General features: G+C 64.7%; 26 protein-coding genes. 15 read left to right on the plus strand and 11 right to left on the minus strand.

Going from position 1 to position 26,536, the window contains the following annotated elements; translation table 11 throughout:
• Positions 1-29: 29 nt before the first annotated feature.
• The 5 genes from HV753_RS04220 to pcp all read right to left on the minus strand — a co-directional run bounded on the left by HV753_RS04220 (position 30) and on the right by pcp (position 4,639).
• Positions 30-866 (minus strand): transporter substrate-binding domain-containing protein, encoded by an 837-nt coding sequence (locus tag HV753_RS04220; protein ID WP_175173149.1) that lies wholly within the window; start codon positions 864-866, stop codon positions 30-32.
• A gap of 152 nt (positions 867-1,018) precedes the next feature.
• Complete coding sequence (locus HV753_RS04225) at positions 1,019-2,053, minus strand: Bug family tripartite tricarboxylate transporter substrate binding protein (RefSeq protein ID WP_175173150.1); 1,035 nt, start codon at positions 2,051-2,053, stop codon at positions 1,019-1,021.
• The gene (locus tag HV753_RS04230; RefSeq protein ID WP_175173151.1) at positions 2,050-2,979 is read right to left on the minus strand and encodes a TauD/TfdA dioxygenase family protein; all 930 of its coding nucleotides are present in this window, start codon (positions 2,977-2,979) and stop codon (positions 2,050-2,052) included. Before HV753_RS04230 ends, HV753_RS04225 begins: the two co-directional genes overlap by 4 nt.
• A 97-nt stretch (positions 2,980-3,076) precedes the next feature.
• Positions 3,077-3,976, minus strand: a complete 900-nt coding sequence (locus HV753_RS04235; RefSeq protein ID WP_175173152.1) for an alpha/beta fold hydrolase — start codon at positions 3,974-3,976, stop codon at positions 3,077-3,079.
• A 15-nt stretch (positions 3,977-3,991) separates the two neighbouring features.
• Positions 3,992-4,639 (minus strand): pyroglutamyl-peptidase I, encoded by a 648-nt coding sequence (pcp, locus tag HV753_RS04240; protein ID WP_175173153.1) that lies wholly within the window; start codon positions 4,637-4,639, stop codon positions 3,992-3,994.
• Between the two features lie 91 nt (positions 4,640-4,730).
• Here pcp and HV753_RS04245 point away from each other — a divergent pair, with 91 nt between their 5' ends.
• On the plus strand, positions 4,731-5,657 hold the full coding sequence (locus HV753_RS04245) for a LysR family transcriptional regulator (protein WP_175173154.1): 927 nt from the start codon (positions 4,731-4,733) through the stop codon (positions 5,655-5,657).
• A 9-nt stretch (positions 5,658-5,666) separates the two neighbouring features.
• On the opposite strand, the gene HV753_RS04250 is transcribed toward HV753_RS04245, so the two are convergent.
• Together HV753_RS04250 and HV753_RS04255 are read right to left on the minus strand one after the other, a co-directional pair.
• A complete protein-coding gene (locus HV753_RS04250) occupies positions 5,667-6,326 on the minus strand; it encodes a hypothetical protein (RefSeq protein ID WP_175173155.1) in 660 nt (219 codons plus the stop codon).
• Positions 6,327-6,330: 4 nt separating this feature from the next.
• Complete coding sequence (locus HV753_RS04255; protein WP_175173156.1) at positions 6,331-7,164, minus strand: hypothetical protein; 834 nt, start codon at positions 7,162-7,164, stop codon at positions 6,331-6,333.
• 236 nt (positions 7,165-7,400) lie between these two features.
• Between HV753_RS04255 and HV753_RS04260 the strand changes: the two genes are divergently transcribed.
• From HV753_RS04260 to HV753_RS04275, 4 genes are all read left to right on the plus strand, one after another.
• Positions 7,401-7,916, plus strand: a complete 516-nt coding sequence (locus tag HV753_RS04260; RefSeq protein ID WP_175173157.1) for an RNA polymerase sigma factor — start codon at positions 7,401-7,403, stop codon at positions 7,914-7,916.
• Positions 7,917-7,919: 3 nt separating this feature from the next.
• The gene (locus HV753_RS04265) at positions 7,920-8,834 is read left to right on the plus strand and encodes a FecR family protein (RefSeq protein ID WP_175173158.1); all 915 of its coding nucleotides are present in this window, start codon (positions 7,920-7,922) and stop codon (positions 8,832-8,834) included.
• 142 nt (positions 8,835-8,976) lie between these two features.
• Positions 8,977-11,445, plus strand: a complete 2,469-nt coding sequence (locus HV753_RS04270; protein ID WP_175173159.1) for a TonB-dependent siderophore receptor — start codon at positions 8,977-8,979, stop codon at positions 11,443-11,445.
• 9 nt (positions 11,446-11,454) lie between these two features.
• The gene (locus tag HV753_RS04275) at positions 11,455-12,588 is read left to right on the plus strand and encodes a PepSY-associated TM helix domain-containing protein (protein ID WP_175173160.1); all 1,134 of its coding nucleotides are present in this window, start codon (positions 11,455-11,457) and stop codon (positions 12,586-12,588) included.
• Here the strand turns inward: HV753_RS04275 and HV753_RS04280 are convergent.
• Complete coding sequence (locus HV753_RS04280; RefSeq protein WP_175173161.1) at positions 12,539-13,759, minus strand: alpha-hydroxy acid oxidase; 1,221 nt, start codon at positions 13,757-13,759, stop codon at positions 12,539-12,541. The genes HV753_RS04275 and HV753_RS04280 overlap by 50 nt on opposite strands.
• A gap of 118 nt (positions 13,760-13,877) precedes the next feature.
• On the opposite strand from HV753_RS04280, the gene HV753_RS04285 reads away from it, so the two are divergent.
• From HV753_RS04285 to HV753_RS04295, 3 genes are all read left to right on the plus strand, one after another.
• Positions 13,878-14,777 carry a LysR family transcriptional regulator gene (locus HV753_RS04285; protein ID WP_175173162.1) on the plus strand — a complete coding sequence of 300 codons (900 nt, stop codon included), beginning with the start codon at positions 13,878-13,880 and terminating at the stop codon, positions 14,775-14,777.
• Positions 14,778-14,896: 119 nt separating this feature from the next.
• Positions 14,897-15,949, plus strand: a complete 1,053-nt coding sequence (locus HV753_RS04290; protein ID WP_175173163.1) for a hydroxyacid dehydrogenase — start codon at positions 14,897-14,899, stop codon at positions 15,947-15,949.
• A gap of 86 nt (positions 15,950-16,035) precedes the next feature.
• Entirely contained in the window at positions 16,036-17,034 is a 999-nt protein-coding gene (locus tag HV753_RS04295) for a tripartite tricarboxylate transporter substrate binding protein (RefSeq protein WP_175173164.1), read from the plus strand.
• Between the two features lie 24 nt (positions 17,035-17,058).
• Here HV753_RS04295 and HV753_RS04300 read toward each other — a convergent pair whose 3' ends face one another.
• Positions 17,059-17,892, minus strand: a complete 834-nt coding sequence (locus HV753_RS04300) for a DUF4189 domain-containing protein (RefSeq protein ID WP_175173165.1) — start codon at positions 17,890-17,892, stop codon at positions 17,059-17,061.
• A gap of 291 nt (positions 17,893-18,183) precedes the next feature.
• Here HV753_RS04300 and HV753_RS04305 point away from each other — a divergent pair, with 291 nt between their 5' ends.
• Complete coding sequence (locus HV753_RS04305) at positions 18,184-18,753, plus strand: hypothetical protein (RefSeq protein WP_175173166.1); 570 nt, start codon at positions 18,184-18,186, stop codon at positions 18,751-18,753.
• A gap of 9 nt (positions 18,754-18,762) precedes the next feature.
• Here HV753_RS04305 and HV753_RS04310 read toward each other — a convergent pair whose 3' ends face one another.
• On the minus strand, positions 18,763-19,167 hold the full coding sequence (locus HV753_RS04310) for a RidA family protein (RefSeq protein ID WP_175173167.1): 405 nt from the start codon (positions 19,165-19,167) through the stop codon (positions 18,763-18,765).
• A 143-nt stretch (positions 19,168-19,310) separates the two neighbouring features.
• Between HV753_RS04310 and HV753_RS04315 the strand changes: the two genes are divergently transcribed.
• Both HV753_RS04315 and HV753_RS04320 read left to right on the plus strand, forming a co-directional pair.
• Positions 19,311-20,225 (plus strand): LysR family transcriptional regulator, encoded by a 915-nt coding sequence (locus HV753_RS04315; protein WP_175173168.1) that lies wholly within the window; start codon positions 19,311-19,313, stop codon positions 20,223-20,225.
• A 205-nt stretch (positions 20,226-20,430) separates the two neighbouring features.
• Positions 20,431-21,993: an FAD-dependent monooxygenase gene (locus tag HV753_RS04320; protein WP_175173169.1), complete on the plus strand. Its 1,563-nt coding sequence runs from the start codon at positions 20,431-20,433 to the stop codon at positions 21,991-21,993.
• A 49-nt stretch (positions 21,994-22,042) separates the two neighbouring features.
• Here HV753_RS04320 and HV753_RS04325 read toward each other — a convergent pair whose 3' ends face one another.
• Complete coding sequence (locus HV753_RS04325) at positions 22,043-22,852, minus strand: helix-turn-helix transcriptional regulator (protein ID WP_175173170.1); 810 nt, start codon at positions 22,850-22,852, stop codon at positions 22,043-22,045.
• A gap of 158 nt (positions 22,853-23,010) precedes the next feature.
• On the opposite strand from HV753_RS04325, the gene HV753_RS04330 reads away from it, so the two are divergent.
• The 4 genes from HV753_RS04330 to HV753_RS04345 are packed head-to-tail and all read left to right on the plus strand — an operon-like array spanning position 23,011 to position 26,515.
• Positions 23,011-24,714, plus strand: coding sequence for an FAD-dependent oxidoreductase (locus HV753_RS04330; RefSeq protein ID WP_175173171.1), 1,704 nt, complete (start codon positions 23,011-23,013; stop codon positions 24,712-24,714).
• Positions 24,689-24,895, plus strand: a complete 207-nt coding sequence (locus HV753_RS04335) for a DUF2783 domain-containing protein (RefSeq protein ID WP_175173172.1) — start codon at positions 24,689-24,691, stop codon at positions 24,893-24,895. Before HV753_RS04330 ends, HV753_RS04335 begins: the two co-directional genes overlap by 26 nt.
• Positions 24,896-24,912: 17 nt before the next feature.
• Complete coding sequence (locus HV753_RS04340; RefSeq protein WP_175173173.1) at positions 24,913-25,518, plus strand: VOC family protein; 606 nt, start codon at positions 24,913-24,915, stop codon at positions 25,516-25,518.
• Between the two features lie 37 nt (positions 25,519-25,555).
• Positions 25,556-26,515 carry an MBL fold metallo-hydrolase gene (locus tag HV753_RS04345; protein WP_175173174.1) on the plus strand — a complete coding sequence of 320 codons (960 nt, stop codon included), beginning with the start codon at positions 25,556-25,558 and terminating at the stop codon, positions 26,513-26,515.
• Positions 26,516-26,536: the final 21 nt, after the last annotated feature.

Consider the following 26,536-nt stretch of genomic DNA (forward strand, 5'->3'; position numbering starts at 1 on the left):
TCTTCATCCGTTCCTGTCGCGGCCTGCTCTTAGCTGCCTTGCTTGAATTTGGCATTGAGCTCTTGCAACAGCGGTTGCGGCGGTTCGATGCCCAAGCGCTTTTCAGTGGCGATCAGCCAGCCCGTGCGGTGCCAGTCCTGTATCACCTTGTCGACGGCGGCGATGGTGTCGGCCTCGCCCTTGCGAGTCCACACGACGGAATTGGCGGGCAGCACTTCCGTGGCGATGGGCGCGTGGTAGTCGGCCCATTCAGGATTGCTGCGCAGCAAGGGATGAATCAGCGTGGAATCGTGCACGGCCGCCACGCATTGGCCGCCACGCAATGCCAGCAGCGAATCCGATGAGCTCTTGTAGCCCTTGACCACCGCCCCGTAGTCGGCCGACAACGGTCTGGCGAAGCTGCTGCCCTGCGACACGCACACCGGCTTGCCGCGCAGGTCTTCCCATTGGGTGATGCCGCTGGTCTTCAAGGTGGCCGCCGCGCCGCCGACCCGGAAGAATGGCGTGGGGGCATAGCCCAGAATCTCGGCGCGTTCCGGATTCAGTTCCATGGACGCGATCAGCAGATCCACCTTGCCGGAAATCAGGAATTGCGTGCGCGTGGCCGTCTGCACCTGCACCAGTTCCGCCTTGACCCCCAAGCCGCGGGCCAACTCACGCGCCAATTCGGGGTTCCAGCCCACCAACTGCTGCGTGGCGGGATCCAGTGACCCGAATACGCCGCCGTTGGCCAGCACGCCGATGGTGACGGTGCCGCGTTCCTTGATCTTGTCCAGGGTGGCGTCGGCGTGGGCGTAGCCGGCGGCAAAGGCCAACGCCAGCGCGATTGCGGTGCGGGCCAGGCCCGATGTCTTGCGGATTGCCATGTTGTTGTCTTGTCGTGTGCATTGAACGGAGGTCCATGCTGCGGGCCGCGGGCCGGCAAGACAAAGAAGACTTTCAGATATCAATATGCGGGGCGTCATTCTCCCCAGGGGAAGACGCGCCCGCGCACATAACCATATGACGCGAAAGTGCGTTACTTCAGCTTCACTTCCGCCGATGCGATGACCCGCCGGTACGTCGCGATGTCGTCGCGCACCGTCTGGTCCACGGCCTCGGGCGACGTCGCGGCAATGGTGAAGCCCAGGTTCTCCAGCAACGCGGCGGTCTCGGGTTCCCGCAACACCGCCACCACGTCGCGATTGATGCGGTCGACAAGGGCGCGCGGTGTCGAGGCCGGCACCGAAAAGCCTTGCCAGCTTTCAACCACGTAGTCCGGCAAGCCAGCCTCTTGCATGGTGGGCACGTCCGGCAATGCCTTGGACCGGTACGGCGTGGTGACGGCCAGCGCCACCAGTTTGCCGTTGCGCACGTTCTCGGTGGCGGCCGCCAGGGTGATCAGCATGGCGTCCACATGGCCGCCCAGCACATCCAGCGTGGCGGGTCCGCCGCCCGGGTACGGGATCTGGTTGGTCTTGGCGCCGATGCGCTCGTTCAGCAATTCCACCGCCAAGTGCTGCAAGCTGCCCGTGCCGCCCGGCAAGGCCAGTGATATTTCGCCCGGCCGTTGTTTGACCAGCGCCACGAATTCCTGGAATGTCTTCACACCCAGTCCCGGCCGCACCACCAGCAATTGCGGGTTCACGACGGCCTTGGTCACCCCCTGCAAATCCTTCACCGGGTCATACGGCAATTTTCCCGGCTGCAAGGCATTGAGCGACAACGCATCGCCACCCAGCAACAAGGTGTAGCCATCGCCCCGCGCATGCGCGACCGCGGCATTGCCGATCGCGCTGCTGGCGCCGGGCTGGTTCTCGACCACCACGCTTTGATGCCACTTCTCGCCCAGCTTCTGAGCCACCGTGCGCGCCAGCTTGTCGGCGCTGCCGCCAGCGGATACCGGCACGATGATCTTGACCGGCCGGTTCGGATAGCGGTTGGCTTCCTCCCCCGGAACCGGCGCCGATCCGGCGAAATTGCTTAACAGCCCCGCCCCAAGCACCACGCCCGCCAGCAGCCCGAGCCCCACGCGCCACGCCGGCTTGCCGGGCGATTTTTGTTTGACGCTCATGCCACGGCTCCCGTGTCCACGCCCAGCGCGCCGAACGGTTTTCCGAGCACGGCGTTGGAATGCCTGCCATCCACGCCCACGGGCACGTCGCCCTCAAGGGTGATGCGGTACAGCACCCGTTCCACGTCCAGGTAGGCAAAGTCAGCCGGCCCCTGGTGCGCCGTGGCACGGTTGTCCCAGAACGCAATGCTGCCCGGCTCCCAACGGAAGCGCGCGGTGTATTCGGGCCGCGTGATCTCGTCGAAGAACAGATTCAGCAGATGACGGCTTTCCTCTTCGTTCACATCCTTGATGCGGCGGGTAAAGCCGGGATTCACGAACAGCGCGCGTTCCCCCGTCTCTGGCAGCACCCGCACCACAGGGTGTTCGGACACCAGCGGGCTGGCCTGCACCCGTTGCGCATAGACGCTCTGGTTATCAAAATCACCGTTGTAGCCGCCAAACTGATGACGTGCCCACAACGTGTCTGCCAACGCCCGCAACGCGGGCGACAAGTGTTCGTAGGCGGCCACCAGGTTGGTGAAAACGGTATCGCCCCCATAGGCAGGCACTTGATGGCCGGCTCGCAGAATGGAGCCCGCGGGCGGGTTGACCACACCGGTCACGTCCGTGTGCCAGCGTTCGCCGCGGCGGCCCGTCTTGGAAGTAGACGAAATGGTACGGATCTGCGGATAGCCCTCCGGTGGATTGGCGTCATAGGGATGCGCCGACGTCGGACGTCCGAAGGCCTGCGCAAACGCCAGATGCTGCGCGTGGTCAATGTGCTGGTTGCGGAAGAAAACGACCTTCCAGCGCAACAGCGCCGCCTTGATCTGGTCAATCTCATCGCCGCTCAATGGGCGGGTCAGATCCACCCCGTGGATCTCGGCGCCCGTGAAGACGGAAAGCGGCCGGATGTCCAGCCGCGTGCTTGCTAGCGTGCTCATGTATCGCCCCTGTCTGTTCAGTGAAAACAGAATAGGTTCGACGCATGCGCTCAACAAATACCGATACGCAATGTGAAAATAGCCCGCGCCACGGCCACTAGGCGTGCTGCTGGGTCAAAAACGCCAGCATGCGCCGCGCCAGTTCACGCGGCTGTTCTTCCGGCAAATAATGGCCGCAGTCCTCCAGCACGCCACCTTGCAGGTTGTGCACCAAGGGCGCCAGGGCCGAATGCAGGTCGGGCGCGCTGCCCTGGTCCCCTCCCAATGCCAGCACCGGCATCGTCAGCGGCGTATCGCGCAGCGGCAGGTTTTGTGCGGCGTCTTCCTGCGCCGCGCGGTAATAGCCCAACATGCCACGCAAGCCGCCCAGCGTTTGGTAGACACGTTCGTATTCATCGATATCCGCACGGCTGAAGACGCCTGGCTTGTTGGCCGTCTTGCGTGAGAAAAACCATTCGATCAAGATGCGTTCACGGCCCACCAACAAGGCTTCGGGCAGATCCGGCACGCTGTTGAACAGAAAGTGCCAGCTTTTCCAGTTGTCTGGCCCCAGTGCGATGGCAGGCTTCAGCGTGACGCCCGGGATATTGGCGTCCAGCAGCACCAGGCGTTCGACCGCGCTGGCATAACGCGCAGCATACGGATACGCGATCCAGGCGCCGATATCGTGGCCCGCCAGCGCGTAGCGCGTCAGGCCCATGGTGTGGAACAAGGCCCGCAACCGTTCGCCCGCCGTGCGCGTATCGTATCCGCCCAGCGGCTTGTCCGAATCCCCCTGCCCCGGCAGATCCACCGCGAACACGCGAAAATGCGGCGCCAGCAGCGGCATCACCCGCCGCCAGGCATACCAGCTCTGCGGAAAGCCGGCCAGCAGGATCAGCGCGGGCCCCGCGCCGCCTTCCACCACGTGATAGCCCAACCCATCCACCCGCACCCGGCGGTGCCGAAACGTCACGCCGTCCAATGCAAAGGCGTCCGCGCTTGCCAAAGTATCCATGCCCATTGCTCCAGTTCAGTGCAGCGCGCCGCCGCCTTCCTTGATATCGCGCGTCACGGCAAGCGATGTCGCCACCATGATCTTCACGCCTTGCACCAGCAGGTCCAGTGACAGGCTGGGTGCGCCAGGATGACGCGCCGCCATTTCCGGCAGATACGGCACATGCACGAAGCCGCCGCGCAGCGTCGGGCGTTCCGTGGCGATGAAGTGGGCCAACCCGTAAAAGATGGTGTTGCAGTTATAGGTGCCGGCGGTCAGCGATACCGATGCCGGCACGCCGCCCGTCCGCAGGTCGCGCACGATCGCTTTGATGGGCAAGGTCGAGAAATACGCCGCCGGGCCGCCTTCCACCACCGGAACATCAATCGGCTGCTTGCCCTCGTTGTCCGGAATGCGGGCGTCCACCACATTGATCGCCACCCGCTCCACCGACACATCGCTGCGCCCCCCTGCCTGCCCCAGGCAGATCACCAGGTCCGGCTGTACCTCCTCGATCGCCTGCCGCAATACGCCGACCACCTTGCCAATCACACAGGGCAATTGGCGTGCGATCACCCGGGCGCCAGCCACATCCTGGCCGTCCAAGCGGCGTGCGGCTTCCCATGAGGGGTTGATGGTTTCACCATCGAAGGGTTCGATTCCGGTGATGAGTACGGTCCGCACGGGCGTTTCCTTTTTGATATCCATGGCGGTCATGGTAGGGGCGCCCCAAGAATTGTTGAAATCGATAAACAGTATTCGTATTATTGATGGCATGAATCTATCTGCCGTTGACCTGAACCTGCTGGTCGCCTTCGAGGCCTTGTACGAAACGCGCAATGTGACGCTTGCCGGGCAACGCATCCACCGTGCCCAGCCATCGGTCAGCAGCGCGCTGGGCCGGCTGCGCCGGGTGTTCAATGACGAACTCTTCGTGCGCACCGCTGATGGCATGCTGCCCACCGAACATGCGGTGGCGCTCATGCCCGCCATCAGCAGTGCGCTGGACCAGATCCGCCACGCCTTGGAGCAAGGCGCGGGCTTCGATCCCGCCGCCGCCGAAGGCCGGCGTTTCACGCTGGCTGCCAGCGACTATGCCGACGTCGTGCTGGTGCCGCATATCGTTGCCCGGCTTCGGCGTGAAGCGCCCGCGGCCGATCTGCGCGTGACCCGGCTGGACCGCGCCACGCTCTATGAACAGTTGGACAACGGCAGCGTGGATATCGCCATCGGCGGACACCTGACGCCACCCAAGCGCATGCGGGTCACGCCCTTGTACGAAGAATCATTCGTCTGCATCACGGATCGGCAGCATCCCGGCCTGCGCGGCCGCAAGCTGGACCTGGACCGCTACGTGGCGCTGCCGCACGCGCTGTTCGTACCCAGCGATGACGGGTCGGCGCGCGGGGTGGTGGATGTCAGTCTGGCGAAGCTGGGGCGCAAGCGCCGCGTCGCCTGCACGTTTGCGCATATCGTCGCCCTGCCGCATGCCGTGGCGGGCACGGACCTGATCGCCACCCTGGCCCGCCGCGCGGCGCTGCGCCTGGCGGGGCAGAACCTGCGCCTGCGGCCGCTGCCCCCCGACATCGACCCCGGGCCTTTCCGCATCGACATGATCAGCAGCCGGCGGGCGCCTGCCGACACCGCCCTGGCATGGTTGCAGAATCTGGTCGCAAGCGCCGTCAAAGACTTGCCGGCTTGATCCGAACGCCTATTCGACGTTAGAGAAAAAAGCGCATTGCCCCGGGTACCCCGGACGCGCATCGCAGGCTTTCAGACAACCGGGCTTGCCGCCCGGAAAGCTGGCCGCCACCGACATGCCAAAGCCATAGGTTGGCGTCGTCACGTCGAAGCGGCTTTCGCAAATCGTTTTTGTGCCGTAAGTGAAGGTCATCCCCTCGCGGCGGCCATTGATCGCGAAGGCCACCTGAAAGCTGTTCATGCTGTTCCATCCCGCGCGGGGCAGCACGACGAAACGGTAATGCGTGGCGTCCTGGCGTTCGCCGAATATCTTCAGCTGCGCGGATGTCGTCCTTGTCGTGGGCGATGGATACGGCAAGGCCAGCAAGGCCCGGGGATCGCCCAGCACGCCCAGATCGAAGCCCAGGCCCTTCTGGTAGAACGGCACGTCCAAACTGGGGTAGCCGGAATACTCCACCCGCTTGGGCGGCCCGTTGTACACATCCGTATTGGGTGCGTAATCCGGCGCGCGGGCAAACGTGACGTCAAGCGTCAACGCTACCTCCGCCGGATTGGCGTCTTCGGTGCGGGCATGCTTTTCGTAGACATCGGCGCGGCCGGCACAACCGGCCAGCACCGCCACCAGCGCAAGCGTCAACGCGCGCAGGCCCGCAAAAACAGGAATCGGCATCACGTCATGGCTCCTGGCGTGTGGTGGTCTGTAACGGAACAGGCTTCAGGCCCAGCCCGATGAAATCCCACCCGTCTCGGCCTTCTTGCCAACGGAAATTCCGATTCACCCATTCCGCCTTCATGTTGTCGTAAAGGCGACGCTGGTCCAGGCGCTTGCCTTCGTCCAGGCCCTTGCGCGCCAGCGCGGAGCTTTCCTGGCTTGCCTGCGCGAAGGCCTTGATTTGCATCGCCCTGGTAAACGGCACGCTGGCGTAGGGACCCTCGTCCGCCTTGCTCAACCGTATCTCGTTGTCCAGCAACAAGGCGCCGTGACGATTGTCCGGCGCCACCGACACCAACCGCATGCCCGACCGCTGATATTCCTTGGGCAGCAGGTGCTCGAACCACAGCACCTGGCCTGTTGTCGTCACCAGCGCGCGTGCGCCTGCCGTGAACAACAGCACATCCTGACGCCCCGGCTGCACCACGCCGAAATCCGGATCATGCATATCAACCGTGGGACTCAACACCCGCGCAAGCGGCGTGTCATTCTGGACCGCGATCAAGATCGTCCCCACGCCCATGAAGTCGTTCGAGACCGCCAACAGCATGGGTTGACCGCCTTGCGTCGGCCCCAGCGCCTTGACGTGGATGAACTCGTAAGCGTTCAACGGCCGATAGGTCTTGCCCCGGTATTTGATCTGACGCAGCTTCGAGCCGGGATAGCCCTCAAGCTGGAAGTCACCCAGCGCTTCGCTGACCTTGCCGCCGACGGCGGCCGGTTTGGGTGCCGCGGATTCCGGGGCGGTCTGCGCATGCGCGGCAACGGGTGCAAGCAGCACAAGGACAGGCAGCATGAGGGCCTGCGCGCAGCGGCCACGCAATCGAGCCGTCAGCAGGCGGAAATCAACGGATCGATATCGATGGAGCACGGTTTCCTTGGCAAGACGCGACGATGCGCGGGCAGGACGCATTCTATATGGGGCCAGATACCGCTGCGCGATGGGCGCGACGACAAGTAGAAAGTCGCTATAATTGAGAACAATTGTCAATTGTATTTGTAATTCTGCGGGCCCCGCCCGTCGCGCATTTCATGAACGTGTCCGCTGGCGATATCGCTGTTCTGTACCGTGCCGAAGTCCGGCGCTTGCGCGCGTTCGTGCGTCGCATCGTCGGAAATCACGGCGCGGCCGAAGACGTCGTCCAGCAAGCGTTCGCGAACTTGCTGCGCCTGGGCAGCGGCAGCGCGCAAATCAATGCCGGCTACATCACGCAGGCCGTCCATAATCTGGCGTTGAATCATCTGCGCGACGCCAAACGCCGCGCCGGCGTGGAACTGACCGGGGTCGAGCTTGATCACATCGCCGACCCCCACCCCACTCCTGAGACCATCGCCATCTATCGGCAAGAATTGCGGCGGCTGCTGGAAGCGATAGCCTCGCTACCCGAACGTCGCCGGCAAGCGTTTGTCCTCAAGCGCATCGAAGGCCTGTCCTACGACGAGATCGCCGAACGCATGGGCACAAGCCGCAACACCGTGATCTCGCAAGTTGTAGCGGCCATGGCGCAACTGGATGCCCTGCTGGACCTGACCAGCACCACAGCTTGATCCATGGCCTCCCCCGCCCAAGACCCAATCTATCTCGCTGCCCTGGAATGGCTGGCCCGCCTGAACGATGACGGCGTTGTCGAACAGGACCGCCGTGCTTTTTCGCGTTGGCTGGATGAAGACCCCGCACATTCCGCCGCCTACGCTCGCGCGCAGGCGCTATGGAACCGCTTTGAACTGGTGCGCCCCGCCGCCAACCGCATGCATCGCCGCCGGGCGGTGCTGGGTGCACTGGCTGCGCTAGCCGCCGTGCCTGCCCTGTATGCCGTGTCGCGCCTGCACCTGCTGGCGGACTATCGCAGCGGGGTCAGCGAACGACGGCGCATCGAGCTTGCTGACGGCAGCATTGTCGAACTGGGCAGCGATTCCGCGCTCTCCGTACGCTTGGACGGCCGACAACGCCTGCTGACATTGCACCGTGGCCAGGCGTACTTCCAGGTTGCCGCAGATGCCGCGCGACCATTCTCGGTTCAAGCGGGCGATGGCGTCACCACCGCGCTGGGCACACAATTCGACATCAAGCTGCTGGATGACATCGTCACCGTGTCGGTAACCGAACACGCGGTGGCCGTCACGCCTCGGCCCGGCGCCGCGCCAGTCACGGTTTCCGCCGGCTGGCAGATGCAATACGGGGAATCCGGCGGCGCCAGGCCCATGCGCTTTGACCAGGCAGCAGCCTTGGCCTGGCGGCAGGATCGCCTGGTTTTCAATGACGTGCCGCTAGCCACCGTGTTGGCGGAACTACAGCGTTATCAACGCGGCCCGATCTTCCTGATGAATGCCAGCGTGGGCGCCTTGCCGGTCACGGCTGCGTTCCACGCCACGGAGCCGCAAGAGGCGTTGCGCAGCCTGGCCGAGACGTTCCCGATCCGGCTACGTGTGGTCGCAGGCTATGCGACGCTGGTCTACGCACGATAAGCCCGCCCGCCCCATGCAGTTACTTCTAGTAACTTAAATTCCGCCCAGTTCGATCATTGATTCCGCGCCCTCCGGTGTTTGACAAGAAGAGGACGCGCACACCGCCGTCGCAATATCGAACCACGAACAAGGGCAACCGCACATGCCGGCCGCACATCACCCCTCCCTCAGCCGCAACGCCGGCATCCACGCGCGCCCAGGCCGCCACCGCCTGAACCTGCTGGCGGCTTCAATGGTCGCAGCGGCCTGCACGGCAGCCTTGCCCGCCGCCCACGCGCAGACCGCGCCTGCCAACGCCGTGGCCGCTCGGCACGGCTTCGACATTCCCAGCCAGCCGCTGGCCAGCGCCCTGCTTTCCTATACCGCGACGACCGGCGTGCAACTGGTCATGAGTGGCGACATTGCACGCGGCAAGACGGCCCCCGCCCTACGCGGCAGCTACACCGGCGAAGAAGCGCTGAGTCGGCTGCTGGCCGGCTCGGGCCTGGGCTATCGCCACAGCGGCGGCACCCTTATCGTGTCGCCGCTTCCCTCGGGTGGCTCGGCCGAGACCGCCACGCTGGATCCCATCAAGGTGCAAGGCGCCGCGGACGCACCGCGTTACGTCGTCGACGGGTCCACTGCCGGCACCAAGACCGATGCCCGCTTGCTCGACACGCCGCAATCGATCTCGGTTGTCACCCGCCAGCAAATGGATGACCAGGCCGTGCAGAACGTGCGCCAGGCGCTGCGCTACACGCCGGGCCTGACCGCCGAATACCGCGGCGCAGGCGGTTCGCGATACGACACCGTGATCTACCGAGGCTTTGGCGGCGGCGTGAATTACGACTATTCGTATCAGGACGGCATGCGGTTGCTGGGCGCGAACTACGCGATCCCGCAGATCGACACCTACAACCTGGAACGCATTGAAGTACTGCGGGGACCCTCATCGGTGCTGTATGGCCAAGGCACGCCCGGTGGCCTGGTCAACCTGGTCAGCAAGAAGCCAACCGCCACGCCCCTGCACGAAATAGAGCTGCAAGCAGGCAGCCACGGCTTTGCGCAGGCGGCATTCGACTTTGGCGGGCCCGTGGATGAGGCAGGCAAGGTGCTCTACCGGCTGACTGGCGTGACGCACACCGGCAAGACGCAGATCGACTACCAGAAGGATGAGCGCGTGGCGATCGCGCCAGCGGTCACGTTCCGCCCCAGCGCCGACACCTCGTTGACGATCCTGGCCCAATACCAGCATGACCCCTATGGCGGCTATTTCGGTTTCCTGCCCGCAGTGGGAACCATTCAGGACCTGCCCGGCGGAGGTCGCATCGGACGCAGCTTTTTCGACGGATCACCGCAGTTCGACGAATTCAAGCGTACCCAGACGGCCGCAGGCTATCTGTTGGATCATCGGATCAACGACGTGTGGTCCGTGCAATCCAATTTCCGCTACATGCAAGTCAAGGTGGACTACAAGAGCGTCTACACCACGGGCCTGAACGCAGCCGATCCCGCCAATCCGCTGCTGACCCGCCGCGCGATCATCAATCGCGCCGACATGGACGCCGTCACCGCAGACAACCATGCCCAGGCGCGCTTCAACACCGGCGCCATCGCCCACACGGCGTTGTTCGGCATCGATTACCAGCGGCTAAGCTATCGCGACGACCAAGGCATGGGCGCCGCCCCGTCCCTGTCGATCAACCAGCCCGACTACTCCGCGGCCATCGCCACGCCGGCCATCACCGCGCGCAGCAAGCAGACGCTGGACCAGGTTGGACTGTATGCGCAAGACCAGTTGAAGATCGGGCAATGGACACTGCTGGGAGGCATCCGCCAGGACTGGGCGGGCAACGACAGGCGCAACCGCATCAGCGGCGCGTCCACCGACCAGTCCGACCACGCCTTCACCTGGCGCCTGGGCTCGGTCTATGAGTTCGAGAACGGCATCGCCCCCTATGTCAGCTACTCGCGATCGTTCCAGCCGGTGGCCGATGCGGACGTCAACGGCAATCTGTTCAAACCCACCAAGGGCGAACAGTACGAAGCCGGCGTGAAGTACCAGCCGCCCGGCCAGGACGCTTTCATCACGGCCGCCGTGTACCAGCTGACCCAAAGCAACGTGCTGACGACGGACCCCGCCAACACCAACTACAGCATCCAGACAGGCGAAGTGCGCTCGCGCGGGCTGGAGCTGGAGGGCAAGGCCAGCCTGACGCGCAACCTGGACCTGCTGGCGTCCTACACATACATGGACAACGTGAACACGCGCAGCACCACCGCGCAAGACAAGCACCCCACGTATGTGCCGCGCCACACGGCCAACGCATGGGCGAACTATACGTTCCACGCCGGTGCGCTGGCGGGGTTGAGCCTGGGCGGCGGCGTGCGCTATGTCGGCAGCAGCTACGCCAATGCCGACAACACGATGAAGGTCTCTCCCTTCACGGTGGTGGATGCCGCGGTGCGCTATGATCTGGGCCAGAGCATTCCCGCGCTGAAGGGGCTGACCGCCGCCTTGAACGCCAGCAACCTGTTCGATCACGAGTACGTATCCGCTTGCGCCACGGCCACGAAGTGCTTCTACGGCGCTGGCCGCACCGTGATTGGCAGTTTGACCTACCGCTGGTAGGCCCTCGGCATGAGCCTCCATTCCGCTCCGCGCCTACGCCTGTGGCAATGGATTCACACCTGGTCCAGCCTGGCATGCACGCTGTTCCTGTTGATGTTGTGCATCACAGGCCTGCCGTTGATCTTCCACGAGCAAATTGACGGCTGGTTCGATGTTCCCAGCGCGCCTGCGCCGCAGTTGGCGGCAGTGGCGCCGCGGGATGCGGACGCCATGGCCGCGCTGGTCCGCAACCAGTATCCGCAACGCGACATTCGCTTCATGGTCTGGCTGGACGAGCCACATCAGTACCGGTTCGGCCTTGCTCCCGGCGCACCGGGCCAGAAGCCCTTCGCCCTGGTGGACGCGCGTGGTCCCGTCCTGTCCGGCGAGGCTTGGAGCGAAAAGGACTGGCGCCACGGCGGCCCGATGGCCGTGCTGCTAAGGCTGCACACCGACATGCTGCTAGGCGTGCCCGGCAGCCTGATCCTGGCGGCCATGGGCACGCTGTTCTTGCTGTCGCTCGTGTCCGGCATCGCGCTGTATGGCCGCTTCATGCGCAAGACGCCCTTCGGGACCGTGCGCAAGGGTCGCTCACGGCTGCTGCGCCTGCTGGACCTGCACAATCTGGTGGGTATCGTGCTGCTGGTCTGGATGGCGGTCGTCGGGCTAAGCGGCGTGATCAACACACTGGATTCCTTTGTGTTCGCCGCCTGGCGCGAACACGCAGCCACCCGGCAATCGTCCGCCCCGCCGCTCGGCCCCCCTGAAGCGCGGCCTTTGCAAGCCGCCGTGGATCTGGCCCGGCGCATCCTGCCGGATCGCGACGTCAGTTTCCTGGCGATGCCAGGATCCCTGTTTTCATCCGAAGGCGCCTACACGGTCTTCATGCAAGGCCGCACTCCATTGACCAGGCACCTGCTGCAACCCGTCGTTGTGCGCGTCGCCGATGGCGCGCTGATCAGCGCCGAGCCGCCCCCCTGGTACATGTGGCTGTTGGAAGGGTCACGCCCGCTGCATTTCGGCAATTACGCCGGCCTGCCCCTTCAACTGATTTGGGCGGCGCTGGATCTGGCAACCATCGTGGCGCTGCTGACGGGGCTGTATCTGTATCTGCCTAAGCGGCGGCAGGCAAACGCCGCACGCAATCCGCACCCAGCGCCTTGAGGTCCACCACCCCCAACAACCCCATGTTGCGCCGCACCTCTTCCACGATCAGCCCGATGGCATGGGCCACGCCGCGTTGTCCCGCCACGGCTGCCGCATAGTTGAAGGGCCGTCCCACGAAGACACACCGCGCGCCCAGCGCCATCGCTTTCAGCACGTCCGACCCGCGCCGCACCCCGCTGTCCAGCATCACGTCCATGCCGCCCGCCGCCTCCAGCACCGCCGGCAAGGCTTGCAACGGCGAAACGCTGCCGTCCAACTGCCGGCCGCCGTGGTTCGAGACAATCACGCCATCCATGCCGTGCGCCCTCGCCTTGCGTGCATCGTCGGGATGCAGAATGCCCTTGATCACCATCCGCCCTTGCCAGCGCCGGCGGATGGCTGCCACGTGCGGCCAGCTGAGATGGCCGCGATCCGAAAAGTCGCGCAGCACGTTGGCCGACAGGATCGGCGCACCGCGAGTCGCATAGTTGTTTTCAAAATGCGGCATGCCATGCCGCCACAGCGTGCGTAGAAACGTGCCGAACAACCAGCGCGGATGCGTCAACCCCTGCCAGGCCAGGCCGGCGCTGGGGCGCAGCGGCGTGGAAAAGCCTGCCCGCACATTGTTTTCGCGGTTGGCGGCCACGGGCGTATCCACCGTCAGCACCAAAGTCGTCACACCGGCCGCCGCCACCCGATCGATCAGCGCGGCGATCTGCGCCTCATCGCCCGGCAGGTAGGCCTGGAACCACGTGCCGGGCGCGGCCTGCATCACTTCCTCCAGCCGGATCAGCGACGACCCGCTCATGATGCAAGGCACGTCCGCGTCCGCCGCCGCGCGCGCCAGCACGATATCGCCTCGGTAGCTGGACAGCGCCGAGATACCCATGGGCGCCACGCCAACCGGCGCGGCATATTCTCGGCCCAGCACCGTGGTCCGCATGCTGCGCTGGGACACGTCCACCAGCACCTTGGGCAGAAAGCCATATTGATCAAAGGCCCGCCGATTGCCACGCTCTGACAGGCCGTCTTCCACCGCGCCCGACACATAGGCGTAAATCGGCTTGGGCAGGCGCTTCTTCGCGGCCGCCTCGAAATCATGCAGGCTAAGCAGATGGCGCAGGGCGTCGGGCATGGTGGGGGGCTCCTCGCTGCGGTCGGCCACAAGCGGCCACCGCGCTGTTGTCATGGGGTGGCGGACGACTATAGGCGCAGCGTCGGTTTGAATAAAGTGACTTTATCGATATTGCTTATTACACTTTTATTCGCTCTCGATATCAGTCCCCGCCACCGGTTCCCCCATCGCCATGACGCTTAAGCAACTTGAAGCCTTCTATTGGGCCGCCACCTGCAAGAACTTCGCCATCGCCGCGAACCGGTTGAATATCTCGGTGTCGTCGCTGTCCAAACGCATTGGCGAACTGGAAGCGTCCATTGGCGCTGATCTGTTCAGCCGCAGTGCACGCAGCGCCACCTTGACCGCCTTGGGCGAGCAACTGGTGCCGCATGCCAAGGACTTGCTGCGCAACGCCGATCAGTTCATGCAGCAGGCCAGCAACAACCTCACCTATTCGGGACGCTGCCGCTTTGGCGCGGGCGAGCTCACGTCCGTGACGTGGATGCCGCGGCTGATCGATGAAATCCAGCGCGCGCACCCCAATCTGCTGGTGGAACCCTATGTGGGCGTGGGCGAGTTGGTGGAACGCGGGCTGGAGGAAGGCGATCTGGATTTCGCGGTGATCGCCGGGCCATCGTCCCGCGCGTCCATTGCGTCGCACCTGATCGGCAGCGCCGACTTCGAGTGGGTGGCGTCGCCTCGCGCCGTGCCCGACCCGGCCTCGTTGACCCCCGCCGATCTGCCAGGGCTGACCTTGATCACGCAACCGCAAAGCTCAGGCGTGATCCGCATGCTGGACGACTGGCTGACGGAACAGCGCGTGTCACCCGGCCGCACCCAATGTTGCAACAGCTGGGGCGCCATCGCCGGCATGCTGCGGCAAGGACTCGGCCTGGGTTTCCTGCCCACCGCCTGGGCGCGCATCCTGATCCAGCGTGGCGAATTGCAGCCCTTGCCTGGCCTGGCGCCATTGCGCCCGTTGCCCTACACCTTCCAGTGGCGGCGTGACGATACCCGTCCCATGCTGGCAAGCCTGCGCGTGCTGGCGCAAGACACGCTGGACTTCGACACCCCCGAAGGAATGGTGTGATCCCAGCACTGTTCACTTAAATTCATTCTTGGACGAGAAAATTATTCGCTTTATCTCCGATTTCGGCACAGGTAGAGTCGCCTCGAAAGCAGACCATACCTATACGGAGACCATGCGCAATGCCGGATTTCGGTTCCACTCAGCAAGACTTCCCCACACGCCTGTGCCGGTTGGACCTGTGGCTAAACCCGGTGTTCGACCAGATCATCGCTACCGAGCCGAACGTCGGTTTGTCGGTGCTGCCCGCAAGTGGCGACGATGCCCGCACGCTGGCGGGTCTGAAGACCGCGCACGCCTATCACGTGTCCGCCGCCAAGGACGAACTGCCGCGCCAATGGTTCGTCAGCGCTGAACTGATCGCGCAGTGTCCGGACCTGGTGTGCGTATCTTCTGGCGGCGCGGGCTACGACACGGTCGACGTGCCTGCCTGCACCGCCGCCGGCATCGCGGTGGTGAACCAAGCCGGCGGCAATGCCGCGTCGGTCGCCGAACACACTTATGCGCTGCTGTTGGCCGTGCAACGCCGCGTGGTCGAATCGCATCAGCGCCTGCGCCATGACACCGGATTCTCCCGTGAAGACCTGATGGGCCACGAAATCCATGGCACGGTCATCGGCCTGGTGGGCATCGGACAGATCGGCACGCGGGTCGCCCGCATCGCGCAGGGTTTTGGGATGCGCGTCATTGCGCATGACCCGCTGCTGGATGCCGACACCATCCGCAGCCGTGGCGCCGAACCCGTATCGCTGGCCGAGCTGTTGGCGCAATCCGACGTGGTGTCGCTGCATTGCCCGCTGGACGCCTCCACTCGCGGTCTGATTGATGCGCGCGCCTTCGCCGCGATGAAACCGGACGCCGTGTTCATCTCAACCGCACGCGGGGGCATCCACGACGAAGCCGCCTTGCATGACGCACTGTGTGGCGGACACCTGCGCGGCGCCGGCCTGGACGTCTGGCAGCAAGAACCGCCCGCGCGGGATACGCCGTTGCTGGGCTTGCCCAACGTCGTCGCCACCTTCCACACCGCAGGCGTCACGCACGAAGCCCGGCGCAACGTGGCGCAATCCTCCGCCCGGCAATTGCTGATGATGCTGCGCGGAGAGCGCCCGCCGCAACTGATCAACCCCGAGGTGTGGCCCGTCACGGCAGCCCGCATCGCCGCCTTGAAGTAGCGCAGTCCCCTATCGCGGCAGTCATGCCGCACCCCTTGAAAAACAGTGCGGCAGCAAGCCGCCGATCCATCCCCCGAGGAGACAACATGCACCAACCCAACAAGCGCCGCACGCTGCGCGTTCTGGCCGCGTCCGCCGCACTGCTGTCAGGCGCCGTCTTGCTGGCCGGCAATGCCCACGCCGCCGGTTACCCAGAGCGTCCCATCAACCTGATCGTGTCCTACGGGCCCGGTGGCGGCACGGATCTGGTGGCGCGCATGATGGCGCCCTTCCTGCAAAAGTACCTGGGCAACGATGCTCGCATCGTGGTGCTGAACCGCCCAGGCGCGGGCGGCGCCATCGGCTTCACGGAACTGGCGCGCGCCCAGCCAGACGGCTATACCATCGGCTTCATCAACACGCCCAACCTGCTGACCATTCCGATTGAACGCAAGTCCAACTTCACCTGGCAAAGCTACGACTTGCTGGGCAATCTGATCGACGATCCGGGCGCCTTCACGGTGCGCAGCGACAACGAATTGAAAACGCTGGCCGACCTGTCCGCCTATGCCAAGAAGCATCCCGGCAAGGTCACGGTGGGCACCACGGGCACGGGATCGGACGACCATCTGGCGATGCTGCGCTTTGAACGCGCATCGGGCACGAAGCTTAGCCACATCCCGTACAAGGGGGCTGGCGAGGTGCGCGGGGCGCTGGCGGGCGGGGAAATCACGATAGGCGCGATCAACGTCGGCGAGGCGCTGCAATACCAGAAAGGCGGCACGCCGCTGCGTTTCCTGGGGCAGATGGGCAAGACGCGCTCGGCCGCGCTGCCCGACATGCCCACGTTCAAGGAACAGGGCTACGACTTTGAATTGGCGTCTCTGCGCGGCCTGGCCGCGCCCAAGGGGCTGTCGGCTGAGGTACGCGGCAAGCTGGTCGATGCCGTGAAGCGCACCGTGGACGATCCCGAGTTCCAAGCCAAGGCGAAAGAGATGTTCGCCCCGCTGCGCTACCTGGCGCCGGGCGACTACGCCCGGGAATTGGCAGCCGGCGAGGCGGAATTCCAGGCGCTGTGGAAGGAAGCCCCCTGGCTGGACAAGTAGGCCCAGCCACTTGCCCGAACTGCCTTATTTGGATTTGACGTCTTCGCCGGCGTAGCCGTCGATGTAGGCGCGGCCCGAGCAACGCACCATGGCCACGCAAGCCGGGGCGCCGGTCTTCGTGGTGCAGGTGGCGCGCGCTTCTTCGCGTGCCTTCACCGGGTCGGGGTTCAACGCCGTGAAGCGCGTGCCCCGGCCCTCGCTACCCTTGACCCAGGCCAGGCCGACGCAGGTCTCCTGGTAGGTCAGGAGCTTGCGGCAGTCCTTGCAGTCTTCCCACGTCAGCAACTGCTTGAGCGCTTCCTCTTCCTTCGGATAGCCGTCCGCATAAATCAGCCCGCCGTCGGCGTTCTCGGCCACCGCGCCCCAATAGGCCCGGTTGTTCAGCTTGGCCGACAGGGCTTCCACGTCGGCGGGCTTGGCCCGCTTCGGGGCTGCCAGGTCCTCCGCGCTATAGCCCGGACCCGCGCACCACGGCATCGACACCAGCCGGCACTTGCCGTCCGGGCTTCCCGCGATGCAACGACGCATGGCTTTCTTGGCCGCCATTTCCGGCGCCACGCTATTGCCCGGGTACAGGTCCTGGCGCGAATTCTGCGCATAGGCCATGCAGCTATCCCAGAACGTGTTCAGTGACTTGCATTCCTTGCCGCCCGCCCTGTTGCATGCCGCTATCGACGCGGCCTCGGCCGCCTTCTTTGAGTTTTGCGGCACAACCCAATAGGTCTTGTCGTGCTTGGCGTCAGTCGCGACACCGCCATAAACGACGTCGGCATGGGCGATGGGAGAAGCCAGGCCAGCCACCAAAGCGAGAGCAGCGAATGCAGCGCGGATCAGGGGAAGAAATCGGGCAGGCATCATCGTCGGAATAAGAGGTCGAGTGGAGAGCGGGGACGATCTTAGCAAGAAGGCCCCCTGGTCCGTCCCCCTCCAAATCTCTCCCGCCGGCATATTACGTAACAAATTTCACATATGCCAAGGGCGATACTGCCCCCGTTTTCCGGTAAAAATGTCGGACTTTTCTTAAGCCCGCCGTCAGCCTCGGGCGCATGCGCCGCCAGGCAAGCATCGCGGCTGCACCCCAGAGCTGTCACGAAAAGAAACAAACGCGTTGAGCCACCTTGACCTGCCACGGAGCATCGACAGCACGCCATGAAGTCGCCCCAGCCCTCCCCGATTCGCCGCACGCCGCTTTGGCTATCGGCCAGCCTGATCGCCGCCGCAGCCAGCCTTTCTGGTTGCGCGCCGATGCCGACCGGCGGCAGCTCCACCTTGCCTTCGCTGACCAACGTATTCAAGTCGGGCCTGTCGTTTTCGCCCAGCGTGAACGTGGCCAAGAACATGGAAGGCCGCTCGATCAATGACGCCATCGCCGCGCTGGGTGAACCGTCCAGGACACGCACAGTCGGCAATGCGATGGAGCTGGAATGGTCCGACTATCAGACCGCCCCGTACACGGAATGGGTGCAAACCGGCTCCAGCCAACAGGTCGTGGGGATGATTCCCGCCACCAACACGACCGCCGCCACCCCCGTGTTCCAGACCAACACGACTGGCCAATATCAGAATCGCTCGCGCGTCTACGAATGCAGCGTGAAAATGCGGGTGGAGAACAGCGTCATCGTCAGCTCCAGCGTCGACGGCAATGTGTGTCCGGAGTTCATTGGCGCGCTGCGTGAATGGGCTGGCGAAAACGAGGCAAAGAACTACGTGGTGAAGTAAGCCGCCGAATCAATTTGGCAGGCCTTCTGGCAACTTCGCGATCACCTTGATCTCGAAGTCAAAACCATACAACCACGTCACGCCCACGGCGGTCAGCGTCGGATGCGGCGCTTCACCCCAATACTCGGGCACCACCTGCCAGACCCGTTCAAACGTCGATGCGGGATCGACCATGAAGACGGTCACGTCAACCACGTCGTCGAACGTGCAGCCCGCAGCCTTCAAGATGGCGTTCAGATTTTCAAACGCCCGCCGGACCTGCGTTTGCAGGTCCGGTTCTGGCGAACCATCCTCGCGGCTGCCCACCTGCCCCGACACGAACAGAAGACCATTGGAACGGATCGCCGGTGAATAGCGGTTGCGCTCGTAAAGCGCCTGGCGGGCCGGGGGAAAAACAATGTCGCGCGTGCTCATGAATCCACTCCATCAAGGGGCCGGAAGCGGCCCGTCATTAACGATGCATTCACTGTAAAGACCCCGCTGCCTGCGATAAACGAGCAACGCTGTCCATCACTGTTTGTAGAATCCAAACAATCCGCGTACCCATTGGAGGCCGCATGGACCGATTCGATGCGATGCAGGCGTTCGCCCGCGTGGTGGAAGCCGGCAGCTTCACCAAGGCGGCGGAAACGCTGCACATGAGCAAGACCAGTGTCACGCAACTGGTGCAGCAGTTGGAGGCGCGGCTGCGCGTCCGGCTGCTCAACCGCACCACGCGCCAGGTCAACGTCACCGCCGATGGCGCCGCCTACTACGAGCGCGTCATCAAGTTGCTGGCTGACATGGACGATGCCGAAACCAGCCTGTCCGCTGCGTCGGCCGCCCCTCGCGGCCGCTTGCGCGTGGACGTGCCCAGCCCGCTGGCCCGCATGATCCTGATCCCGGCGTTGCCCGCCTTCCACGCCCAATACCCCGAGATCCAGCTGGACATGGGCGTCAGCGATCGCCTGGTGGATGTCATTGGCGAGAACGTTGATTGCATCGTGCGCGGAGGCGAACTCACCGATCAGTCGTTGATGGCCCGCCGCGTGGGCGACCTGCAACTGGGCGTCTACGCGGCGCCCAGCTACCTGGAACGCGCCGGCCTGCCCGCCCATCCGCGCGATCTGGAAGATACGCATCACCGCATCGTGGGCTATCTGTGGTCGCGCATCGGCAAGGCCTTTCCCTATGCGATGCATCGCGGCGACGAAAGCGTCCATGTTCACGGGCGCTATGTGCTGGCCGTCGATGACGGCAACGCTTACCTGACGGCCGGGCTGGCCGGATTGGGCGCGCTATGGCTGCCGGACTACATGGCGCGGCCGCACACGGCGCGCGGCGAACTCGTGCCCCTGTTCGAGGATTGGCGCCTGGACCCCATGCCGCTCTATATCGCGTTCCCGCCCAACCGCCACGTCAGCGCCAAGCTCCGTCTATTCATCGATTGGGTGGCCGCGTTGATGGGGCAATACGCGCCCGTTGCGGCCTGATCGGCGCGGTGCTATAACCGCGCTGTCGGAAAAGGCAGACTTGGTTTGGTAAGCCCAAGTCCTTTCGGTAACGAAAGCTCTGGTCTTTGGCCTCAATGAGATCCCCACGACGAACATCGAACGCTGTCCAAGCGTCCTGTTGTTCGTCCGTGCGGTTTCAATTTGGGAAACGCTCCGGTCGAACATCGACACAAGAGCCTTTCTCATGCACATCCGACATTCCTCCTTTCATGACGTCATCATTGCCGGCGCTGGCCCGGTTGGCCTGCTGCTTGCCTGCGAGCTGCGCCTGGCCGGCCTGACCGTCCTGCTGCTTGAACGCGCCCAAGACCCGCAAGCGGCCCTGAAGCGCCTGCCGTTCGGCATGCGCGGCTTATCGACGCCCACCCTTGAAGCCTTGTACCGCCGCGATCTGCTGGACGATCTGATCGCGGCGCAGCGCGCGAGCGATGCCACGGGTGCCATGGCCGCGGCCGCGCATTGGATGCAGCAGCCACGTCGGCCCGCCGGCCATTTCGCCGGCATCCCGTTCCACCACGAGGACATTGACACGGCGCGATGGCCCTACCGCCTGCCCAGTCCGGCAGGCACCGGCATGGCCGTCACCATGGAAACACTGGAAACCGTCCTGGCCCGCCGGGCCCACGCGATGGGCTGCGACATCCGCCGTGGCGTCACCGTCGACGATTTCCTCGCATCCGACGACGACGTCGCCGTCCATGCGGGCGCGGACGTTTTTCGCGCTCGCTGGCTCGTCGGTTGCGATGGAGGCCGCAGTGCGATCCGCAAAGCGGGCGGCTTTGAATTCGTGGGCACCGAGCCTGAATTCACGGGTTATGCCGTCGACGTTCGGATGGCAGACCCTGAAGCGCTCCGCCCCGGCCGGCACTACACGCCAACCGGCATGTATACCTTTGCGCCGCCCGGCACGATCGCAATGGCCGACTTCGACGGGGGGGCCTGCCACCGGCTCCAGCCGATCACGCTGGCGCATGTGCAGGCGGTGTTGCGCCGTGTGTCAGGCACCAATGTCACCTTGACCGGGCTGCATCTTGCCAGCACCTGGACGGATCGCGCTTTTCAATCGATGACGTATCGCAAAGGACGGGTGCTGCTGGCCGGCGATGCCGCGCACATCCATTCGCCCTTGGGCGGCCAAGGGCTGAACCTTGGGCTCGCGGACGCGATGAACCTGGGGTGGAAGCTGGCGTCCAGCGTTCGGGGCGATGCGCCGGCCGGCCTGCTCGACAGCTATCAGGCAGAGCGGCATCCGGCGGGTGCGCGCATCCTGGATTGGTCGCGCGCGCAAGTCGCATTGATGCGCCCTGCCCCCAGCACGCGCGCACTCGCAGCCGTCATCAGCGACCTGATCGAAACGCGCGATGGCGCGACGTATTTCGCGGAGCACGTGTGGGGAGTTTCGCTGCGCTACGACCTGGGCGGCAGTCATCCGCTGACAGGCCGCAGCGTTCCTGATTTTCAACTGATCAACGGCACGACGGCCGGCAGCCTTCTGCGCAAGGGCAAGGGTCTGTTGCTGGACTTCGATGCCCGTGCGCCACTACAGGCCCTTGCCCGCCGTTGGCAGCAACGGGTCACTTATGTCGCGAGTGACGCCAAGGATCGGCTGGGCATGCGCGCGGTGCTGGTGCGTCCTGACGGCTTCGTCGCCTGGGCAGGCGAAGACGATCTGAATGAAGCTGACGCGGCGCAGGCCTTGACGCGATGGTTCGGCGAACCAGCGGACGATGGGCACGACGGATCATGAACAGAACCAGAAGCCCCGCAACCCCTTAGGGCGGTCTTCAAAAGACGGGTCAGCGGCGGGTGTCCGCCTGCGTACAGTCAAGCGCGCTGCTTGCCGCCGGGGTCTTGATCAGAAACTCCTTCAGGCTGGTCAAGTTGCTCTTCTTGAAAATGCGGTTCTTGTAGGTGACCACGGTGGTCGGCGACAGGCCCAGCGCACGCCCCACTTCCTTGGCCGTATGCCCCTGGCGCAACAGATCCGCAACCTGGATCTCACGCGGCGACAGTCCGCTGGACCAGGCGTCCGCACGCGGCAGCTCCATCTCCACGTGACACAACTGACGGTGCCGCCGCGCCAACGCGATCAGCAGCGGCGCGCGTCCGCGCATCAACTCGGTCACGTTCGGCGAATGCGTCCGCGAAAAATACAGATTCAGATAGCTGGTGCCCTCGCTCCGGGCCCCAATCACTGAGATTTTGCTGGCGAAACCCGGACGCTCAAACAGCAGACGCCGGTACTCGTCATCCAGGATGCGTTCCGGAGAGGCCGTCTGGATGATGAGGTCCGGGTGGTGATCGGGCCGGCTGCTCAGGTCGCACAACAGTCCGTAGTTGGGGTCGCGCCGATAGAACTCGTCGTCCACGTAGACGTTGGTGGTCCATTCGATCAGGGCCTGATTCTGCAAACTGGCCGCCGACGAATACTGCACCAAGCCGTCATGGCCGTAGAACACGTGCGACACGTGATCGGCAGCCACGGTCTCGCGCAACGCCAGCAGCAGCGCCGCGTGGAACATCGGGCCGCCCAGGTCCATGACGGCGGACTCCGCCCAGCGGTCCAGCCCCCCGCTGGCGGGGGACGGATTGTTTGTCTCTTCCATGGTTTTGTATTCCCCGCAGACGCTTGTTTTCCCGATTCTAGAGTCATCCTCCGACGCTGCGGTGTCCTCTCTCGTGAGGACATGACGGTCTCGTGACGGGCTTCTAGAGTAGTGCCTGCAATGAACCCGTATCGACTCATGGAGCATTAGGGAAAACGATGAATGAACTTCCCATCTACCCATACGTCAGGCCCAAGGAGATGGATGGCGTGCGCCGCAACCCGTATCCCGTCGCCATCGTGGGGGCCGGACTGACCGGCCTGACGCTGGCCCTGGATTTGGTGCGCCGCGGCATTCCGGTCGTCGTGCTGGACGACGACAACACCGTCGGTGTGCGTGGCCTGGCCTCGCGCGGGATGGTCTGGGCCCAGCGCACGCTGGACATCTTCGAGCGGCTCGGCGTGGCAAGCAAGGTCGTGGAGAAAGGCGTGCGCTGGAACGTGGGCCGGGTGCTGTGCCGCGACTTGGCGGTGGCCTCTTTCACGCTGCAAGACCAGCCTGACATGCGCCACAACGGCTTCGTGAACTTGCAGCAATACTATCTGGAGGCCTTCCTGGTCGACGCGCTGATGCGCGAACCGCTGGCCGACCTGCGCTGGTTGAACCGCGTGGCCGGCATCGAATCGCATGCCAACGGCCCCGCCACGCTGCACGTGGAGACGCCAGACGGCGCCTACCATTGCCGCGCGCAGTGGGTCGCGGCGTGCGACGGCGCCAACAGCGCCGTGCGCAACTTGCTGGATCTCAGCCCGCGGGTGTACGACCGCACCGAGGACCGCTGGATCATCATCGACGTCGTTCTGCGCCACGCCACATGGCCGGAAGAGCGCTGGACGTGGCTGGACGCCCGCAGCAACCACGGCCGCGCCGTCTGGCGCCACAAGATGGCCGACGACACCTGGCGACTGGACTTCCAGCTGCGCCCGGACGAAGACCCCATAGAGGCGGCCACCGAAACCGCCATGCGTCAGCGCGTCTGGGATTTGCTGGGTGAACCGGTGGAATTCGACATCGCGTGGCACGGCGTCTGGGGCTACCGCCATGAATGCCTGGACAGTCTGCGTCACGGACGTGTGCTGTTCGCCGGCGACTCGGCGCACCTGGTCGCGCCTTTCGGCGCGCGCGGTGGCAACGGCGGCATCCAGGATGCCGACAACCTGGGTTGGAAGCTGGCTCTGCTGTTGCAGGGCCGCGCCGGCGAGTCGCTGCTGGATACCTATAGCGTGGAGCGCAAGCAGGCAGCGATGGAAAACATCCGCCAGGCGCGGCGATCCTCACGGTTTGTCTATCCGGGCGCGGCGCAGTCCGCCGCGTTGTGGCGTGAGGCCATCATTGCACTGGCGCCGCATCACGACCTCGCGGCCCGCATGATCAACACGGGCCGTCTTTGCATGGCCGCCATTTACCCCGAGTCCTTGCTGGCGCGCGGCGCTCATGCGCACGTCGGACGCGCGCTCCCCAACCTGGTGCTACGTCAGACCGACGGGCTGACCTTGCACGAACTGCTCGGGCCATGGTTCACCGTCTTGGTCTTTGGGGACACGCTGCCGTCTGACGTCCAGGCCCAGGAACGCAGCGGCGCGCTCGTGAACTGGGTCGCTGTCGGCCCGCTATGCGACGAGCGCGGACGGGCTGCCCTGGCGCACCGGCTGGGGCTGACGATGAACGGCGAGGCCTGGCTGCTGCGCCCCGACCAGCACCTCATGGCCGCCGGCACGCCCGGACCCAGCGCAGCACAAGCTTGGATTGCCGCCGCGCTGGGCGAATCGGGCGGCGCCTGTCCTGAATCCTTCCCAGAGGCCGATGGCCTCCTCCCTGCCATCGGAGGCGCTGCTCATGCCGCTATCCCAGCAACAACTTGACGATCTGCTCGAACGCCTCATCACGCTGACGAATATGCCCGACCCGGGCGCCCAGCGCGACAACCTGGCCCGGCTGTCGCTGCTTCTCATCGAAGCCGTGGACGACTCAGCCCGGGTGCTGGCGGCCGTGGACGAAGTACTGGCGGTCCCTTCGGACGGCCCCACCCTGAACATTCCTTGAACTCCGGAGAAGGCGCCATGACGCTGAACCAACCCCACGCTTCCTTGGCAAGCCCCGCCTCGTCTCCCCCGGCGATCCGGGGCCTGCACCACTTCGCCTGGCGTTGTCGCGATGCCGAAGAAACGCGGCATTTCTATGAAGACATCCTGGGCCTGCCGCTAGTCCACGTGGTCAAGGAAGAACGGGTGCCTTCCACCGGCGAACACTGCCCCTTCGTGCACCTGTTCTTTGAATTCGCCGATCACTCGCACATCGCGTTCTTCGATCTGGGCGACAACGGCCAGAGCGTGCCCGACCCCTCCACGCCGCGCTGGGTCAACCACTTCGCCATGGAAATCGGCGGCGAGGCCGAGTTGGATTCGATGCGCCAGCGGCTGCTGGCCCACGGCGTCGAGGTCGTAGGGCCGACCGATCACCACTTCATCCGTTCCATCTATTTCTTTGACCCAAACGGCATCCGCCTGGAACTGACCGTACGCCTGCCCATGAATGACTACGTGGCCCGCAAGCGGCATAGCGCCCACGACGAACTGGCCGCCTGGACTCGCGACAAAGCCGCGGGCCTGACGCCCGGCGCCACCGGAACCACCAGCCAGGCACGCCACCAGGAACACGCGGGCTAAGCCCACCTCCCCCTTTCCCTTCCCGACTAGGAACACCATGAGCAAACCCTTCGCCTCCCAGGCCGACCTGGCAGAAAAGAAAACGTCCTTCGAGCGCCTGTCCGAGAACGCCTACGCCTATGTCGCCGACGGCGACCCCAACTCGGGCGTGATCATCGGCAGCGACAGCGTGATGGTCATTGATGCGACCGCCACGCCGGCCATGGCCCAGGGGTTGATCCGTGCCATTCGCGGCGTCACAGACAAGCCCATCCGCCACGTGGCCCTGACCCACTATCACGCGGTGCGAGTGCTGGGCGCATCCGCCTTCGCCGCCGAAGGCGCGGTGAACATTTTCGCCAGCCGGGGCACGCATGAACTCATCGTGGAGCGCGGCCAGGCTGACATGGACTCAGAGATCGGCCGCTTCCCACGCCTGTTCCAGTCCGTCGAGAGCATCCCTGGCCTGACCTGGCCCACCGTGGTGTTCGACCGCGAACTGACCGTATTCATGGGCGACCTGGAAGTTCGCATGCTGCACTTGGGCGCCGGCCACACCCGGGGCGACTCCATCGTCTGGATCCCATCGCAGGGCGTCTGTTTTTCGGGCGATCTGGTGGAGTTCAACGCAGGCGTCTACACGGGCGACGCCTATCTGGCCGATTGGCCCACCACGCTCGACACGCTGCAAGCGCTACAGCCCCGCCAGATGGTGCCCGGCCGTGGGCCGGCGCTGACCACGCCGGAGGCCTGCCGCGAAGCCATCGACTACACCCGGCGCTGGGTGCAGACGCTGTACCGCTGCGCGCAACGGGGCGTGGAGGAAGGCAAGGGTCTGAAGCAGGTCTACGAAGACACGCGCCGGCTGATGGATCCTGAATTCGGGCACGTCGTCATCTACGAACATGCCATTCCGTTCGATATCTCGCGAGCATTCGACGAAGCCCGTGGCATCGCCGACCCGCGCATCTGGACCGCCCAGCGTGACCGCGAGATGTGGGCCGAGCTCACTGCCTGATCCTGACTCCCCGGGGCGATC

Origin of the sequence: Achromobacter pestifer (assembly GCF_902859625.1) — a bacterium.
Taxonomy (GTDB): domain Bacteria; phylum Pseudomonadota; class Gammaproteobacteria; order Burkholderiales; family Burkholderiaceae_B; genus Achromobacter; species Achromobacter pestifer.

What these genes read in the sequence shown, in the direction of transcription:
- HV753_RS04220 (WP_175173149.1), bottom strand. Translation starts at nt 866, where the DNA reads ATGGCAATCCGCAAGACATCGGGCCTGGCCCGCACCGCAATCGCGCTG.
- HV753_RS04225 (WP_175173150.1), bottom strand. Translation starts at nt 2,053, where the DNA reads ATGAGCGTCAAACAAAAATCGCCCGGCAAGCCGGCGTGGCGCGTGGGG.
- HV753_RS04230 (WP_175173151.1), bottom strand. Translation starts at nt 2,979, where the DNA reads ATGAGCACGCTAGCAAGCACGCGGCTGGACATCCGGCCGCTTTCCGTC.
- HV753_RS04235 (WP_175173152.1), bottom strand. Translation starts at nt 3,976, where the DNA reads ATGGATACTTTGGCAAGCGCGGACGCCTTTGCATTGGACGGCGTGACG.
- HV753_RS04245 (WP_175173154.1), top strand. Translation starts at nt 4,731, where the DNA reads ATGAATCTATCTGCCGTTGACCTGAACCTGCTGGTCGCCTTCGAGGCC.
- HV753_RS04250 (WP_175173155.1), bottom strand. Translation starts at nt 6,326, where the DNA reads ATGCCGATTCCTGTTTTTGCGGGCCTGCGCGCGTTGACGCTTGCGCTG.
- HV753_RS04255 (WP_175173156.1), bottom strand. Translation starts at nt 7,164, where the DNA reads ATGCTGCCTGTCCTTGTGCTGCTTGCACCCGTTGCCGCGCATGCGCAG.
- HV753_RS04260 (WP_175173157.1), top strand. Translation starts at nt 7,401, where the DNA reads ATGAACGTGTCCGCTGGCGATATCGCTGTTCTGTACCGTGCCGAAGTC.
- HV753_RS04265 (WP_175173158.1), top strand. Translation starts at nt 7,920, where the DNA reads ATGGCCTCCCCCGCCCAAGACCCAATCTATCTCGCTGCCCTGGAATGG.
- HV753_RS04270 (WP_175173159.1), top strand. Translation starts at nt 8,977, where the DNA reads ATGCCGGCCGCACATCACCCCTCCCTCAGCCGCAACGCCGGCATCCAC.
- HV753_RS04275 (WP_175173160.1), top strand. Translation starts at nt 11,455, where the DNA reads ATGAGCCTCCATTCCGCTCCGCGCCTACGCCTGTGGCAATGGATTCAC.
- HV753_RS04280 (WP_175173161.1), bottom strand. Translation starts at nt 13,759, where the DNA reads ATGACAACAGCGCGGTGGCCGCTTGTGGCCGACCGCAGCGAGGAGCCC.
- HV753_RS04285 (WP_175173162.1), top strand. Translation starts at nt 13,878, where the DNA reads ATGACGCTTAAGCAACTTGAAGCCTTCTATTGGGCCGCCACCTGCAAG.
- HV753_RS04290 (WP_175173163.1), top strand. Translation starts at nt 14,897, where the DNA reads ATGCCGGATTTCGGTTCCACTCAGCAAGACTTCCCCACACGCCTGTGC.
- HV753_RS04295 (WP_175173164.1), top strand. Translation starts at nt 16,036, where the DNA reads ATGCACCAACCCAACAAGCGCCGCACGCTGCGCGTTCTGGCCGCGTCC.
- HV753_RS04300 (WP_175173165.1), bottom strand. Translation starts at nt 17,892, where the DNA reads ATGATGCCTGCCCGATTTCTTCCCCTGATCCGCGCTGCATTCGCTGCT.
- HV753_RS04305 (WP_175173166.1), top strand. Translation starts at nt 18,184, where the DNA reads ATGAAGTCGCCCCAGCCCTCCCCGATTCGCCGCACGCCGCTTTGGCTA.
- HV753_RS04310 (WP_175173167.1), bottom strand. Translation starts at nt 19,167, where the DNA reads ATGAGCACGCGCGACATTGTTTTTCCCCCGGCCCGCCAGGCGCTTTAC.
- HV753_RS04315 (WP_175173168.1), top strand. Translation starts at nt 19,311, where the DNA reads ATGGACCGATTCGATGCGATGCAGGCGTTCGCCCGCGTGGTGGAAGCC.
- HV753_RS04320 (WP_175173169.1), top strand. Translation starts at nt 20,431, where the DNA reads ATGCACATCCGACATTCCTCCTTTCATGACGTCATCATTGCCGGCGCT.
- HV753_RS04325 (WP_175173170.1), bottom strand. Translation starts at nt 22,852, where the DNA reads ATGGAAGAGACAAACAATCCGTCCCCCGCCAGCGGGGGGCTGGACCGC.
- HV753_RS04330 (WP_175173171.1), top strand. Translation starts at nt 23,011, where the DNA reads ATGAATGAACTTCCCATCTACCCATACGTCAGGCCCAAGGAGATGGAT.
- HV753_RS04335 (WP_175173172.1), top strand. Translation starts at nt 24,689, where the DNA reads ATGCCGCTATCCCAGCAACAACTTGACGATCTGCTCGAACGCCTCATC.
- HV753_RS04340 (WP_175173173.1), top strand. Translation starts at nt 24,913, where the DNA reads ATGACGCTGAACCAACCCCACGCTTCCTTGGCAAGCCCCGCCTCGTCT.
- HV753_RS04345 (WP_175173174.1), top strand. Translation starts at nt 25,556, where the DNA reads ATGAGCAAACCCTTCGCCTCCCAGGCCGACCTGGCAGAAAAGAAAACG.